Origin of the sequence: Candidatus Dactylopiibacterium carminicum (assembly GCF_014736495.1) — a bacterium.
In the GTDB taxonomy this organism is placed as follows: domain Bacteria; phylum Pseudomonadota; class Gammaproteobacteria; order Burkholderiales; family Rhodocyclaceae; genus Uliginosibacterium; species Uliginosibacterium carminicum.
Map to the genome: position 1 here is coordinate 1 of NZ_MDUX01000073.1, position 14,269 is coordinate 14,269.

The following is a 14,269-nucleotide window of genomic DNA, read 5'->3' on the forward strand; positions in this document are numbered from 1 at the left end:
GAAAAACAGTATTTCATGAAGCTCGGGGCTGTCTAGGAAACCCGGGGCGATTCAGTTTTTCGCGCCTATGGATGGGACAAGCCTGCCAGCATTGATCTTGTAAAGCGCTCGAAGCTGGCAAAAAAAGGCAACGAACCTGTCGAGTACGGCGTATTCTATTTTCGCAATTGAGGCATAAATGGCGCTGGAATTTCTGAAAGACACGCTTACACAGTAAAAACGCAAGCGCGGCAGCATCAATTTTGTGCCACAGACGATGACTTCGACATCATTGGCACAGCGATCCGGTAGCACTTAAGCGCGAAGCGAAAAGCGAAAAGCGAAAATAATTCCAAAAACAATGTCATTAAAATAATCGAAAGCTTTCAGTCCATGGTATTCAACGGAGGGTTGAGTGCCAATGGCGTAAATCCGTTTCAGATCATCACGCAGTGGATCAACCCCGAAACAGGGAAGCTGCATGTGTTCAAGAGCGAAAATCTGTGGTTTGACCCTAGTGATCACATCAAGACAGCCAAGATTGATGCGCTGATCGAGCGCGGCAATCCCAAGCGACATCTTGTTGATACCTCGTTTTGCCTGCGCTGGCTGAACGGCTTACCGGGGCTTGGGGATAGCTTTTCTGTAGTGCTACAGCCGCCCAAATCCCGGCACTTGCTCCTGGCTGTCTTCCACCAGCACTTCATCCACCCTGCCCCAGGCCGGGCCTTCGCTGGCGCGCTGAAGAAGAATGGCGACGCTTGCTTGCGGGCCACAGATCAGCGCTTCGACACTACCGTCGGGCAGATTGCGTACCCAGCCGCCCAGGCCCAGCGCTTGCGCGTGCTGCGTCAGGAAATGGCGAAAGCCCACGCCCTGGACGCGACCACGGATGCGCAGATGGCGGCTGCAGATGTCGTCAGTCGATCTCACCCAATACCTCCCGGGCACGATCGAGCGCCTTGTGCTGATCCGCGCAGGCGTTGTGCGGGCCGATCACGGCCAGCAGGCCGGAGCGCGCAAGATAGGCATGCACGTGCCGTGTCAGCGAGCACAGGATCAGCTCACCGCCCCGCTTCACGGCAGCGCGGTGCATACCATGCAGCCAGTCTGCCCCTGTCGCGTCGATGTTGGTGACTTCGCTCATGTCGAAGACCAGAACGCTCGCATCATGCCCGGCAGCATCAATCCGCTCGTCCAGGCGCGCCACCGAGCCGAAGAACAAGGTTCCCCGCAGGGCGAAGACGGCGACGCCACGATCCCTGCTTTCGATCGGTTCCAGTTCGGTGAGCGACTGCATGCGATGGATGAAGAACAGGCAGGCCAGCAACAGGCCGATTTCCACGGCCACTGTCAGATCAAAGAGGACCGTGAGCAGGAAGGTGGTGCACAGGATGACGCCATAGGACCATGGGAAGGCTTTCAGGCGTCCGAATTCATGCCATTCCCCCATGCGGATCGCGGTGACGACCACGATGGCTGCAAGTACCGGAATCGGCACCCAGGCCGCCAACGGGGCCGCCACCATGACGATGAGGAACAGTGTTATCGAATGGACGATGCCGGCCACGGGCGTACGCCCCCCCGCGCGGACGTTGGTGGAGGTACGTGCAATGGCTCCGGTGGCGGCAATGCCACCAAAGAAGGGCGAAGCGATATTGGCGATCCCTTGTGCCATCAACTCCTGATTGGGGTCGTGCTTGTCGTCGATCTGCGGGTCGACCACCCGTGCGGATAGCAGGGATTCGATGGCGCCCAGCAGCGCAATGGTTACCGCCGGCATCAGCAGCCGGCCCACGGCCTGAAGGTCCGGCAACGGGAAGGCAAATGTGGGCAAACCTTGAGGAATGCCGTTGAAACGGCTGCCGATGGTTTCCACGGGCAGGCCCAGCAGCACGGCAATCAGGGTTCCGACGATCAACCCGCCGAGCTGCGCCGGTACGTGCGCCAGCACTCGCCAACGCCGGGCCAGGCGGCTCCAGACGATGATCAGCAGCAACGTGCCCAGCGCCAGGGCCGTGGCGGGCAAGCTGAGACTGGGGGCCATGTGCCACAGGGCGGCCATGCGCGGGAAGAATTCGGCAGGCAGCGCCCCCCCTTCCAGTCCGAAGAAATCCTTGATCTGCGAGAGCATCAGCACCACGCCGATGCCATTGGTGAAACCGATCACGACCGAGATCGGAATGAAGCGGATCAGGTTGCCCAGGCGCGTGATGCCCATCACCAGCAACAGCACCCCTGCTAGGAATGTCGCCGCGAGCATGTTGCTCACACCGTAGGTCACCACGATGCCGTACAGGATGGGAATGAAAGCGCCGGTGGGGCCGCCGATCTGTACGCGTGAGCCACCGAACACCGCAACGAGCAGACCGGCGACGATGCCGGTCCAGATGCCGGCGGCCGGAGAGACGCCGCTGGCGATGGCAAAGGCCATCGAAAGCGGCAGGGCGAGCACGCCGACAGTCAGCCCTGCAGATAGATCGGCGAAGAAACGGGCGCGGTCATAGCCCTTGAGACAATCGACCAGTTTTGGGCGGAACTGCAACACAGCATTTTCTCCATGATGAATTGCAAACGGCACACATGAAGAGAAACAGCGTCAGCGGGGATGCAGCCGATGGGTGACAGCCCAGCGTTTGGAGCGGGTCAGCGGCATGGCCCTGCGCCTCGCGAAACAGCCCGCCCGCCACAGGCATTCCTGCCGGAGCTTTCACTCCGACCGGCCTTACCCTGTGACAAGCGGACGACGGACATCAACGCACCCGCATGCCCGGCTGCGCACCGGAATCCGGCGACAGGATGAACAATCCCGGCACCTCGCCTGCTTCGTCGGACGCAGCCAGCACCATGCCTTCGCTCATGCCGAATTTCATCTTGCGCGGCGCGAGATTGGCCACCATCACCGTCAGCCGGCCGACCAGCGTGGCCGGATCGTAAGCTGACTTGATGCCTGCGAACACCTGGCGCGGCTTCGGCTGACCATCGACCACCTCGCCGATGTCCAGCTGCAGCTTGAGGAGTTTGGCCGCACCTTCCACATGCTCGGCCGAGACGATCTTCGCGATGCGCAGATCGACCTTGCCGAAGTCATCGATGCTGATGTGCGCCGCTTCGGCCGCCGGCTCCACGGCAGGCTCGGCCTTTTTCTCCACCTTCTTCTCGGCCTTGGCAGGCGCTGCGGCGGCGATGGCCTCCGGCAGATCGAAGAGCTTGTCCATGATCTTCACGTCGGCACGGGTCATCAGATGAGTGTAGGGATTGATCACGGTCAGCGGCGATTCGTCATCCCACGAAGCGAAACTGCAGTTCAGGAAGGCGCCGACCCTGGCCGCGGTATCCGGCATGATCGGCGCGAGCATCGTGGTCAGGGTACGGAAGGCCAGCAGCGCCACGCTGCACACCTGATGCAGCTCGGCCTCTGCGCCCTCCTTCTTCGCCAGTTCCCACGGCGCATGGGCATTCACATATTCGTTGGTGCGGTCGGCCAGCGCCATGATCTCGCGGATGGCCTTGGAGAACTCGCGACCATCCAGATATTGCGCCACGGCCTCCTTCGCCGCACGCAGCTCGGCCAGCAGGGCTTCGCCCTCGGCCGGCAGGCCGGTCGCCAGTTTGCCGTCGAAACGCTTGGTGATGAAGCCGGCGCAACGGCTGGCGATGTTCACGTACTTGCCCACGAGATCGGAATTGATGCGCGCAATGAAGTCATCCGGATTGAAATCCAGATCCTCGACGTTGGCATTGAGCTTGGCGGCGATGTAATAGCGCAGCCATTCAGGGTTCATGCCGATTTCGAGATAGCGCAGCGGGCTGATGCCGGTGCCGCGCGACTTGCTCATCTTCTCGCCGGAAACGGTGATGAAGCCATGCACGTAGACGTTGTCCGGCACCTTGTAGGGCTTGCCCGTGAAATGCATCATTGCCGGCCAGAACAGGCAATGGAAATTGACGATGTCCTTGCCGATGAAATGCACTTGCCGCGTGGCCGGATCGGCGAGGAAGCTTTCGAAGTCGATGCCCTGCTTGCCGAAGTAATTGGCCAGACTGGCCAGATACCCCACCGGTGCATCCAGCCATACATAGAAGAATTTGCCCGGAGCATCGGGAATCGGAATGCCGAAGTACGGTGCATCGCGCGAGATGTCCCAGTCGGAAAGACCGCTTTCGCTGGACAGCCACTCATTGGCCTTGTTGGCGATCTGCGGCTGCAGCCGGCCATCCTGCGTCCAGCCCTTGAGAAATTCCACGCAACGCGGATCGGAGAGCTTGAAGAAGAAATGTTCGGAATCACGCAGCTCCGGCGTGGCGCCGGTGAGCGCGGAAACCGGGTTCTTCAGATCGGTAGGCGCATACACGGCACCGCAGACCTCGCAGTTGTCGCCGTTCTGGTCCGGACTGGAACACTTCGGGCATTGGCCCTTGATGTAGCGATCGGGCAGGAACATGGCCTTGACCGGGTCGAAGAACTGCTGGATCACACGACGCTCGATCAGGCCGGCATCGCGCAGCTTGCGATAGATGTCCTGCGACAGGCGCGTGTTCTCTTCCGAATCCGTCGAATGCCAGTTGTCGAAACTGATGTGGAATCCGTTGAGGTATTGCGGCCGCTCGGCAGCGATGCGCGCCACCAGTTGCTGCGGCGTGATGCCTTCACTTTCCGCCTTGAGCATGATCGGCGTACCGTGGGCATCGTCGGCACAGACGAAATGCACCTCGTGCCCACGCATTCGCTGCAGACGGACCCAGATGTCGGCTTGGATGTACTCCATGATGTGGCCGATATGGAAGGAGCCGTTGGCATACGGTAATGCGGTGGTGACGAATAGCTTGCGCTTCGGTGCAGTCATTGGGAAACACCCTTGGGCGTGTGAAAGAAACGAAGCTGGAATTGTAGCCGAAGGCTGTCCGCCGGCCTTCATCCGGCGCAATGCCGAAACAGGAATCCACAGCCACTGCACAGCACCGACGAGCCAGCCGGTGATACCCTTTGCAACGCTCTCGCCCCTACTTTTGACGACACAAGAAGATCATGAGCACCACCGACAACACCCTGATCGCCGCCCTGGGCGAGCTGATCGACCTGGATACCGACAAGCCTTACGCCACCGCCAAGGCCATCAAGAGCGCCCGCATAGAAAACGGTCGCGCCTTCGTGGAGGTCGAACTTGGCTATCCGGCAGCCAGCCGCTTCGCCGCCATCGAGACTCAGCTGGAAGCCGCTGCAAAAGCCCTGCCCGGCATAGACACCGTCGAGGTGAAGGTGGGCAGCCGCATCGTGGCGCACCGCGTGCAAGGCAACGTGCAGTTGCTGCCCGGAGTGAAGAACATCATCGCCGTCTCCTCCGGCAAGGGGGGGGTAGGCAAGAGCACCACCGCAGCCAACCTGGCGCTGGCGCTGGCTCGCGAAGGCGCCACCGTCGGCCTGCTGGACGCTGACATCTACGGCCCCAGCCAGCCGCAGATGATGGGCATCGCCGGCCTGCAACCCGAGAGCGAGGACGGCAAGACCATGCTGCCGCTCCCAGCCCATGGTCTGCAGGTGAATTCAATCGGATTCCTCGTCGATCCCGAACAACCGATGGTCTGGCGCGGCCCGATGGTCACCCAGGCACTGCGTCAGTTGCTGTTCGACACCCGCTGGAAGGATCTGGACTATCTGGTCATCGACATGCCGCCGGGCACCGGTGACATCCAGCTCACGCTGGCGCAGAGCGTGCCGGTCACCGGCGCAGTGATCGTCACCACACCGCAGGACATCGCGCTGCTCGACGCCCGCAAGGGCCTGAAGATGTTCGAGAAGGTGGGCATCCCCATCCTCGGCATCGTCGAGAACATGAGCATCCACATCTGCTCGAACTGCGGCCACGCCGAGCACATCTTCGGCGCGGGTGGCGGCGAGGCGATGTGCGCCGACTACGGTGCATCCTTCCTCGGCAGCCTGCCGCTGGATATCAAGATCCGCAGCCAGACCGATTCCGGCGCCCCCACCGTGGTCGCCGAGCCCGATGGCCCGATCGCTGCCACCTACGCCGGCATCGCCCGCAAGGTGGCCGTGGCCATCGCGGAAAAACAGCGTGACCGCCGCCTGACCTTTCCCACCATCGTGGTCAACAAGGAATGAGCACTGCGCCGCTGCGCTGGCTTGTCGCCCTGATTGCCTGCGCCGGACTCCTGCCCGCGCAGGCCGATCAGGGGCAGGCGGCTTTCGCCGAGCATTGTGCGGATTGCCATACCTTGCGCCCGGTCAGTGGCAAGCGGGGCCCACCGCTGGCCGGCTATCCGCGCTACAGCAGCGCCCTGCGCGACGGCAACATCATCTGGACACCGGAACGTCTGGCGCGTTATCTGGCCTATCCGCGCAAGGATCTGCCGGGCACCCGTATGCGGATCCTGGGCAAGCTGAAGGCCGACGAGATCACGACGATCATCGACTATCTGGCACGCAATCCGGAATAATCCCGAAATTCGCAACAAGCAATATCAGCCAGACCGCTTCATCCCGGTTCTTGCTGCGAGTACAGTTTTCCACATCGGCAGACACCGTTCTGCATGCCTCGGAGAACAGCATGACCACGCCACAAGCCACTTTGTCCGAACGTGACGAAACCACCGGCCTCGTCTTCATCCGCAGAGCCGCGCGTACGCCTGCCCCTGCCGGACTGGTCGTACTGCTGCATGGTGTGGGTGGCAACGAAACCAACCTGCTGCCGGTAGCACAGAGTCTGTCCGCTGCATTCGAAGTGCTGCTGGTGCGTGGCCCGCTCACGCTGGGCCCGGCTCAGCATGCCTGGTTCCGGGTCAATTTCGGCGCCAATGGCCCGCGCATCGACGAAGCCCAGGCGGAAGCCGCCCGCAGTACGCTGATCCGTTTCCTCGCCTCCCAACAGGCGCGGCTGGGTGTATCCCCGGAGCACACGGTGCTGGCCGGATTTTCGCAAGGCGGCATCATGAGCGCGGGCGTCGGCCTCACCGCACCGCACAGCCTGACCGGCTTCGGCCTGCTCTCGGGCCGCATCCTGCCCGAGATCGCGCCCCTCATCGCTCCTCGCGAGGTACTCACGCGCTTGCGCGGTTTCATCAGCCATGGCAATGAAGATGGCGTGCTCCCCGTATCCTGGGCAGACCGCGCCAAAGCCTTGCTGGGCGAACATGGCGTAGCGTTCGAAACGCATCGCTATGCGGCAAACCACGAGATCACGCCCGCCATGCTGGCCGACTTCGTTGCCTGGAGCACGCGTACGCTGACAGAGGTCGCCATCCCACTCTCGCTGAGCGATGCCTCCCTCAGACTCGGGCATGATGGCGAAAGCCTGCACCTGCCGCTGGGAACGACTGCCGTGATCACGGATTTCCTGCGGCACGTACCGCCGCACCCCGTCGAGCTGGAAAATGCCATTCAGCAGATAGAGGATGATCTGCAGCCAGCCGTGCGCCGCTTCGCCGGCCACACACTGGTGACGCACGATGCCTGGTTCGCGGAACTCGCCAGCCTCACCAGCAGCAACGCCTCGATTTCACGCGAAGCGCTGGAGATTCTGTTCGGCAAGCTTGCGGCACGCGCCGAGGGGCGCCCCACCTCGCAGGACAGGCTGCCCGAAGACGCCCATTTCGCGGCTCGCCTGCTGGTACTGCGCGAGCTGATGCACCACCTGGATTTCAGCGTGTTGCGCCGGGCCTGAGCGCCCTTCGTCGACTGCATGCCGCAAGGCGCCGACAAAAGATGCCAGGCGGCGCGCAAAAGCCGAGAATTTCCGGGAATTTGGTCTTAGAATGCGCGCTTTCGCAATTTCTAGGCAAAGCGCGCAACCGTGAGCATCAAGTCAGACAAGTGGATCCGCCGCATGGCCGAGCAGCACGGCATGATCGAGCCCTTCGAGCCGGAACTCGTCCGTGAGACCAACGGCCAGAAGATCGTCTCCTACGGCACATCCAGCTACGGCTACGACATCCGCTGTGCCGACGAATTCCGGGTATTCACCAACATCAACTCGACCATCGTCGACCCGAAGAATTTCGACCCCCAGTCTTTCGTCGAAGTCTCCGGCAAGGGCTATTGCGTGATCCCGCCGAATTCCTTCGCGCTGGCCCGCACGGTCGAATACTTCCGTATCCCGCGCTCGGTGCTCACCGTCTGTCTGGGCAAGAGCACCTATGCCCGCTGCGGCATCATCGTCAACGTCACTCCCTTCGAACCGGAATGGGAAGGTTATGTGACACTGGAGTTCTCCAACACCACCCCGCTGCCCGCCAAGATCTATGCTGGAGAAGGCTGTGCCCAGGTGTTGTTCTTCGAGAGCGACGAGATCTGCGAAACCTCCTACCGCGATCGCGGCGGCAAGTATCAAGGCCAGGTCGGCGTGACCTTGCCGAAGATCTGAGGGTGAAGGGAGAAGGGTGAAGGGGGAGGGTCACAGCCTCCTCCTCTTCCCATCTCCCTTTGCCCTTTACCCTTCTCTCCCAGGAACTGTCATGCGCTTCCATTTCCCCATCATCATCATTGACGAGGATTTCCGATCGGAGAACACCTCGGGTTTCGGCATCCGCGCGCTGGCCAAGGCCGTCGAGGCGGAAGGCATGGAAGTCGTGGGCGTGACCAGTTATGGCGACCTGACATCCTTCGCGCAGCAGCAAAGCCGTGCCTCGGCCTTCATCCTGTCCATCGACGATGAGGAATTCACCTCGGACGAAGCTGACGAAACCATTTCCGAGCTGCGTACCTTCGTCGAGGAAATCCGCTTCCGCAATGCGGACATCCCGATCTTCCTGCACGGAGAGACACGTACCTCGCGCCACATCCCCAACGATGTGCTGCGCGAGCTGCACGGCTTCATCCACATGTTCGAGGACACGCCGGAATTCATCGCGCGTTACGTGGTGCGCGAGGCCAAGGCCTATCTCGATTCGCTGGCCCCTCCCTTCTTCCGCGCGCTCACGCATTACGCGGCCGACGGCTCGTATTCCTGGCACTGTCCGGGGCACTCCGGCGGCGTGGCCTTCCTGAAAAGTCCGGTGGGCCACATGTTCCACCAGTTCTTCGGCGAGAACATGCTGCGCGCCGACGTCTGCAACGCCGTGGACGAACTCGGTCAGCTGCTGGACCACACCGGCCCGGTAGCGGCCTCGGAGCGCAACGCGGCGCGCATCTTCCACGCCGACCACCTGTTCTTCGTCACCAACGGCACCTCGACGTCCAACAAGATCGTGTGGAATTCCACCGTGGCGCCGGGCGACATCGTGGTCGTCGACCGCAACTGTCACAAATCCATCCTCCACTCGATCATCATGACCGGTGCGATCCCGGTCTTCCTGATGCCCACGCGCAACCACTACGGCATCATCGGCCCGATCCCGAAGAGCGAATTCGCCTGGGAAAACAGTCAGAAGAAGATCGAGAAAAACCCGTTCGCGACGAACAAGACCGCCAAGCCGCGTGTGCTCACGATCACCCAGAGCACCTATGACGGCGTGATCTACAACGTCGAAGAGATCAAGGAGATGCTCGACGGCAAGATCGACAGCCTGCACTTCGACGAAGCTTGGCTGCCGCACGCTGCCTTCCACGATTTCTATGGCGACTACCATGCCATCGGCGAAGGGCGCTCACGCTGCAAGGAATCGATGGTCTTCTCCACCCAATCCACGCACAAGCTGCTCGCCGGCCTCTCCCAGGCCTCGCAGATCCTGGTGCAGGATTCGGAATCGCGCCATCTGGACAAGGATCTCTTCAACGAGTCCTACCTCATGCACACCTCCACCAGCCCGCAGTACGCCATCATCGCCAGTTGCGACGTGGCTGCCGCGATGATGGAGCCCCCTGGGGGTACCGCACTGGTCGAAGAATCGATCGCCGAGGCCATGGAGTTCCGCCGCGCCATGCGCAAGGTGGGCGAGGAATGGGGCAACGATTGGTGGTTCAAGGTCTGGGGCCCGGACTACCTCGCCGAGGAGGGCATGGGCGAGCGCGAAGACTGGATGCTCAAGGCCGACGATCACTGGCATGGCTTCGGCAAGCTCGCCGAAGGCTTCAACATGCTCGATCCGATCAAGGCCACGGTGATCACCCCGGGGCTGGATGTGGACGGCAACTTCGCCGATACCGGCATCCCGGCAGCCATCCTGACGAAGTATCTGGCCGAGCACGGCATCATCGTCGAAAAGTGTGGTCTGTATTCCTTCTTCATCATGTTCACCATCGGCATCACCAAAGGCCGCTGGAACACGCTGGTGACCGAACTGCAGCAGTTCAAGGACGCCTACGACGGCAACCATGCGCTGTGGCGCATCATGCCGGAGTTCATCGCCAAGAATCCGCGCTACGAAAAGCTCGGCCTGCGCGACCTCTGCCACCAGATCCACGACGTCTACAAGGCACGCGACGTTGCCCGCCTCACCACCGAGATGTACCTCTCGGACATGGTGCCGGCCATGCGCCCCACCGATGCCTGGTCGATGATGGCCCACCGCAAGATCGAGCGTGTCTCCATCGATGCGCTCGAAGGCCGCGTCACTGCCATGCTCGTCACCCCCTACCCGCCCGGCATTCCGCTGCTGATCCCGGGCGAGGTGTTCAACAAGACCATCGTCGACTACCTGAAATTCGTGCGCGAATTCAACGAGCACTTCCCTGGCTTTGAAAGTGACTGCCACGGTCTGGTCAAGGAACTGCGCGACGGCCAGGTGCATTACTGCGTCGACTGCGTCAAACAAGATTGAAAGCCTGAAGGAAAGCCTCACCCATGGATCTGTCCGCCTCCCTGCTCGACATCCGCTTCGCCAACCCGCTGCTCAACGCCTCGGGTGTCTGGTGCCGTTACAACGAAGAGCTCGACGGTCTGCGCGACAGCGCTGCCGGCAGCTTCATCACCAAGAGCTGTACGCTGGCCACGCGCGCCGGCAACCCAGAGCCGCGCTACTACGCCACGCCGCTGGGCAGCATCAATTCCATGGGGCTGCCCAACGAGGGCTACACCTACTATCTCGACTACGCGCGCGCCTACGACTACGCGAAGAAGCCGCTGTTCATGTCGGTTGCCGGCCTCTCGCTGGAAGACAACCTCGCCATGCTTGCGGCCATCCGCGACGCCGGGCTGCCCGCAGTCGTCGAGCTGAACCTCTCCTGTCCGAACGTGCCCGGCAAGCCGCAGATCGCCTATGACTTTGCCGCCATGGACCGCATGCTGGAAGCCACCAGCCGCGAATACGGCCGCCCCTTCGGTGTGAAGATGCCGCCCTATTTCGACATCGCCCACTTCGACGAAGCCGCCGCCATCCTCAACAAATACCCGCTGGTCGCCTTCATCACCTGCATCAACTCCATCGGCAACGCGCTGGTGATCGATATCGAGCAGGAAAGCGTGGTCATCAAGCCCAAGGACGGCTTCGGTGGCATCGGCGGCGACTACGTGCTGCCCACCGCGCTGGCCAATGTAAACGCCTTCTTCCGCCGCTGCCCGCAGAAGCAGGTCATCGGCTGCGGTGGCGTGAAGACCGGCGAGCACGTGTTCATGCACCTGCTTGCCGGCGCATCGCTGGTGCAGGTCGGCACCGCCCTGCAGGAAGAAGGCCCCGGCATCTTCGCCCGTCTCAACGGAGAACTTGCCGCGCTGCTCGAGCGCAAAGGCTACACAAGCATCGAAGCCGTGCTCGGCAAACTCAAGACGCTGTAAAACGGCGCGGCGCGGTTATAATCCGCGCCTCTCGCAGTGCAGGCACTGCACGCGGGCCCAGGTGGCGAAATTGGTAGACGCACCAGATTTAGGTTCTGGCGTAGCAATACGTGGGGGTTCGAGTCCCTTCCTGGGCACCAAAACAGCCTTATTTAATAAGGCATTCACAGCATTACGGGGCAATTTTGGGGGCGGCTTTCGCTGCATCAAAATGCGCATCATCTATAAATTCAGGCATCGAGACCCCGTAAGCCAGCGGATTGTCACGTCACGGCATCGGCTGAGTCGAGAAGACATCGAGCTGCACTACCCCGGCGCGGTAGTGCTTGAAGAAACTGCCCTCATGATCGACGCGAACAACCCCGCCGAGCAGTGGGGCGCACTCTGCCAGGGCCTTCAGTCCGGCAGCGATCAGAAGTCGAGTTGATCCGGCGACAGCCCGAGCGCGGCGGCGACCTTGACGCGCGTGGCCTTGCGGGGCGCGGCGGCATCTTCCATCTGCTGATAACCGGATTGCGTGACCCCCATTCGCTCAGCCACCTGGGCTTGCGTGAGCCCCAGATGCTCGCGCCAGGCGCGCATCGGGGTTGCCCCGTCGACTGTACGGGACACGACATCATGGGGGATCAGGTCCGCGTGCGGCTCGGTAACCGATCCGATGTATTCCGCATAGGGGATCACGACAAAGGCGGGGCGGCCGTCCGCCCCGTTGATGATCTGGTGCGTATTAGTACGTGCGTTCATCTCTTTTCCTCACTTCCTGCACTTCCACAACCCTGACTCCGCTATCCCAATCAAAAATCACACGGAAGCCTCCAACGCGCAGGCGATAGCCAAACTGGTGATTAGTGAGCGCCTTGACGTTCTGGGAGTCCGGCATTCCAGCCAGACCAGAAACCGCGTCCAGAATCGCAACTTGATGCTGGCGATCCAGCTTGCGGAGCTGTTTGGCGGCCTTCGTTGTCCAGTTGATTGAGTTCATGTCTTGTATTATAAGACTATAACAGGGAATTAAAAGTCTTTTTCTTATTATTTTGGCTTTTATTAGTTTTCGGCCTAGCTTCTAGCGAGGCGCCAAGGGTGGCAAGGCAAGCCCTTGTATTCCCGCCTCGATTGCGGCACAGGCCAGCTCAGTTCGCCGGTCTATTTCAACCGGTCGGCCCGTGTTACGTGATTTCCCCGCAGACAGGTCTTGATATGTGGCGCGACTCACGCCCAGAGCTTCCGCCGCCTGGGCTTGGGTATAGCCTAAGCGCTTTGAGTCATTGCAAGAGGTTTTTAGGCAAGGCACCTACCGTTCGTCGACTATCTAAAAACGCCAGATCGCATGTACGCGCGCAGCCGGCTTGCCGTCTGCCTGCCTGTGCAGCTCAGCGCCGATGCGGACTCGGGCGATATCGCGCTGGATGATGACGCCGGCGGTGCGCAGGGCGCAGGAATCGCCCAGCGCGCAGGATAGGCCGACGCCCCAGGGGCGCGCCGGCTCGGGCATCGCAGCGGCATCGATGGGGATATCCAGTGCGCTGATAATGTCGCCATCAGGACTACTGGCGATGACGCGGCGCCCGCCTTGCTGTCGGACTAGAGACAGATCAACGGTGACGGGCTTGCATTCGCACCCGCCCTGCACTGCCGGTGCGCTGCCGTCCGGCTGTGCAGGCGTCTGCACGGCGCGCGGCGCGACTGTAACGCTGACCTGGCGCTCGACAATAGCGCCGCGTGGGATCTGGTGCGGGGCGCTGGCTGTCGCGACCGGGGCGCGCTCCACAATGACAGATCCATCGGCCTGGCGCTCGGCAGGGGCGGCGGAAATGTTTTCGGCGGCCGGCGTGGCGGTGCGGTGGCCGAGGTAGTAGCCGGCAGCGAGCAGCGCAGACGCAAGCACAATCGTGGTGGCCGCAGTGATGACAATCGCGCGGGCGCTCATTTCGGATACTCCCCTGCGCTGCACAGACTGTACTCAGCTTGCCTGGCACGCCAGACGCCGTAGCAGCCATTTGCTCGAGCTTCACAAGACAGTCGAACCCGCTTGCCGTCGACGACGCGGGTGATGCCGGCAAAATCCAGGATCGTGCTGCACGCGGCCCCGTACTGCCGGGCCTGGAGTTTCGGCACGACACTGGATCTGCACACAGCCCCCGCCCCAACGTTTTTCGCGAGCAGAACGAAGGCATCCCACTCGTGCTGATGCAGCTCGACGCCATCGCCCAGGCAGCGCTGGAGCGCGCGCCCGTATTCGTCGGACGATTGAACGAGCCGGCGCACCGCTTGAACCGGTGTGATTGCCTCTCCGAGTTTCACAGGGGAGCCATCCGCGTGAGTCGTGGCACCGAAACCATGCGTCGGCACATCCCCGGGGATCGGCGGCTTCGCAACAGGCTCCCAGCCCTCGAATGCCACCCACACAAGCGCCGCCATCGCGGACATCCCGAGCGTTGCAATGCTCCGGCGTTGCATCATGCCGCGGCCCTCTTGATTGAATCTTCCCGGGCCTTGCTCTCGGCAATTTGCTGTTCCAAAAGCTTGACCCGAAGACCGCTTTCCTTAGCCTCGCGGCAATCTTTTCGATTGAATCGCCCCGGGTTTCCTAGACAGCCCCGAGCTTCATGAAATACTGTTTTTCA

The 14,269-nt window shown here is 61.6% G+C and carries 16 protein-coding genes and 1 tRNA gene; 8 read left to right on the forward strand and 9 right to left on the reverse strand.

Going from position 1 to position 14,269, the window contains the following annotated elements:
• Positions 1 to 294: 294 nt before the first annotated feature.
• From BGI27_RS15865 to metG, 4 genes are all read right to left on the reverse strand, one after another.
• Positions 295 to 558 carry a hypothetical protein gene (locus BGI27_RS15865; RefSeq protein WP_170943076.1) on the reverse strand — a complete coding sequence of 88 codons (264 nt, stop codon included), beginning with the start codon at positions 556 to 558 and terminating at the stop codon, positions 295 to 297.
• Between the two features lie 72 nt (positions 559 to 630).
• A complete protein-coding gene (locus BGI27_RS15870) occupies positions 631 to 912 on the reverse strand; it encodes an acylphosphatase (protein WP_223871855.1) in 282 nt (93 codons plus the stop codon).
• Entirely contained in the window at positions 899 to 2,527 is a 1,629-nt protein-coding gene (locus BGI27_RS15875) for a SulP family inorganic anion transporter (RefSeq protein ID WP_095525794.1), read from the reverse strand. Before BGI27_RS15875 ends, BGI27_RS15870 begins: the two co-directional genes overlap by 14 nt.
• 205 nt (positions 2,528 to 2,732) lie before the next feature.
• On the reverse strand, positions 2,733 to 4,826 hold the full coding sequence (metG, locus tag BGI27_RS15880; RefSeq protein WP_095525795.1) for a methionine--tRNA ligase: 2,094 nt from the start codon (positions 4,824 to 4,826) through the stop codon (positions 2,733 to 2,735).
• A 182-nt stretch (positions 4,827 to 5,008) separates the two neighbouring features.
• Between metG and apbC the strand changes: the two genes are divergently transcribed.
• The 8 genes from apbC to BGI27_RS15920 all read left to right on the forward strand — a co-directional run bounded on the left by apbC (position 5,009) and on the right by BGI27_RS15920 (position 12,072).
• On the forward strand, positions 5,009 to 6,100 hold the full coding sequence (apbC, locus tag BGI27_RS15885) for an iron-sulfur cluster carrier protein ApbC (RefSeq protein ID WP_095525796.1): 1,092 nt from the start codon (positions 5,009 to 5,011) through the stop codon (positions 6,098 to 6,100).
• Positions 6,097 to 6,435, forward strand: a complete 339-nt coding sequence (locus BGI27_RS15890; RefSeq protein ID WP_095525797.1) for a c-type cytochrome — start codon at positions 6,097 to 6,099, stop codon at positions 6,433 to 6,435. The genes apbC and BGI27_RS15890 overlap by 4 nt, the downstream gene beginning before the upstream one ends.
• Before the next feature lie 110 nt (positions 6,436 to 6,545).
• Positions 6,546 to 7,658, forward strand: coding sequence for an alpha/beta hydrolase (locus tag BGI27_RS15895; RefSeq protein WP_095525807.1), 1,113 nt, complete (start codon positions 6,546 to 6,548; stop codon positions 7,656 to 7,658).
• Positions 7,659 to 7,787: 129 nt separating this feature from the next.
• Complete coding sequence (gene dcd / locus BGI27_RS15900; protein WP_095525798.1) at positions 7,788 to 8,357, forward strand: dCTP deaminase; 570 nt, start codon at positions 7,788 to 7,790, stop codon at positions 8,355 to 8,357.
• A gap of 91 nt (positions 8,358 to 8,448) precedes the next feature.
• Positions 8,449 to 10,692, forward strand: coding sequence for an arginine/lysine/ornithine decarboxylase (locus tag BGI27_RS15905; protein ID WP_095525799.1), 2,244 nt, complete (start codon positions 8,449 to 8,451; stop codon positions 10,690 to 10,692).
• A gap of 23 nt (positions 10,693 to 10,715) precedes the next feature.
• Entirely contained in the window at positions 10,716 to 11,645 is a 930-nt protein-coding gene (locus BGI27_RS15910) for a dihydroorotate oxidase (protein WP_095525800.1), read from the forward strand.
• Positions 11,646 to 11,700: 55 nt separating this feature from the next.
• Positions 11,701 to 11,785, forward strand: a tRNA-Leu gene (locus BGI27_RS15915).
• Positions 11,786 to 11,856: 71 nt separating this feature from the next.
• Entirely contained in the window at positions 11,857 to 12,072 is a 216-nt protein-coding gene (locus tag BGI27_RS15920) for a hypothetical protein (protein ID WP_095525801.1), read from the forward strand.
• Here the strand turns inward: BGI27_RS15920 and BGI27_RS15925 are convergent.
• The 5 genes from BGI27_RS15925 to BGI27_RS15945 all read right to left on the reverse strand — a co-directional run bounded on the left by BGI27_RS15925 (position 12,057) and on the right by BGI27_RS15945 (position 14,105).
• Positions 12,057 to 12,389 (reverse strand): helix-turn-helix domain-containing protein, encoded by a 333-nt coding sequence (locus BGI27_RS15925; protein ID WP_095525802.1) that lies wholly within the window; start codon positions 12,387 to 12,389, stop codon positions 12,057 to 12,059. The two genes, BGI27_RS15920 and BGI27_RS15925, sit on opposite strands and share 16 nt — an antisense overlap.
• Positions 12,373 to 12,627 carry a type II toxin-antitoxin system RelE family toxin gene (locus BGI27_RS15930; RefSeq protein ID WP_095525803.1) on the reverse strand — a complete coding sequence of 85 codons (255 nt, stop codon included), beginning with the start codon at positions 12,625 to 12,627 and terminating at the stop codon, positions 12,373 to 12,375. Before BGI27_RS15930 ends, BGI27_RS15925 begins: the two co-directional genes overlap by 17 nt.
• 81 nt (positions 12,628 to 12,708) lie before the next feature.
• On the reverse strand, positions 12,709 to 12,936 hold the full coding sequence (locus BGI27_RS18920; RefSeq protein WP_141239782.1) for a helix-turn-helix domain-containing protein: 228 nt from the start codon (positions 12,934 to 12,936) through the stop codon (positions 12,709 to 12,711).
• Between the two features lie 18 nt (positions 12,937 to 12,954).
• Positions 12,955 to 13,572, reverse strand: a complete 618-nt coding sequence (locus tag BGI27_RS15940; protein ID WP_095525804.1) for a hypothetical protein — start codon at positions 13,570 to 13,572, stop codon at positions 12,955 to 12,957.
• Positions 13,569 to 14,105: a glycoside hydrolase family protein gene (locus tag BGI27_RS15945; protein ID WP_095525805.1), complete on the reverse strand. Its 537-nt coding sequence runs from the start codon at positions 14,103 to 14,105 to the stop codon at positions 13,569 to 13,571. Before BGI27_RS15945 ends, BGI27_RS15940 begins: the two co-directional genes overlap by 4 nt.
• Positions 14,106 to 14,269 lie beyond the last annotated feature (164 nt).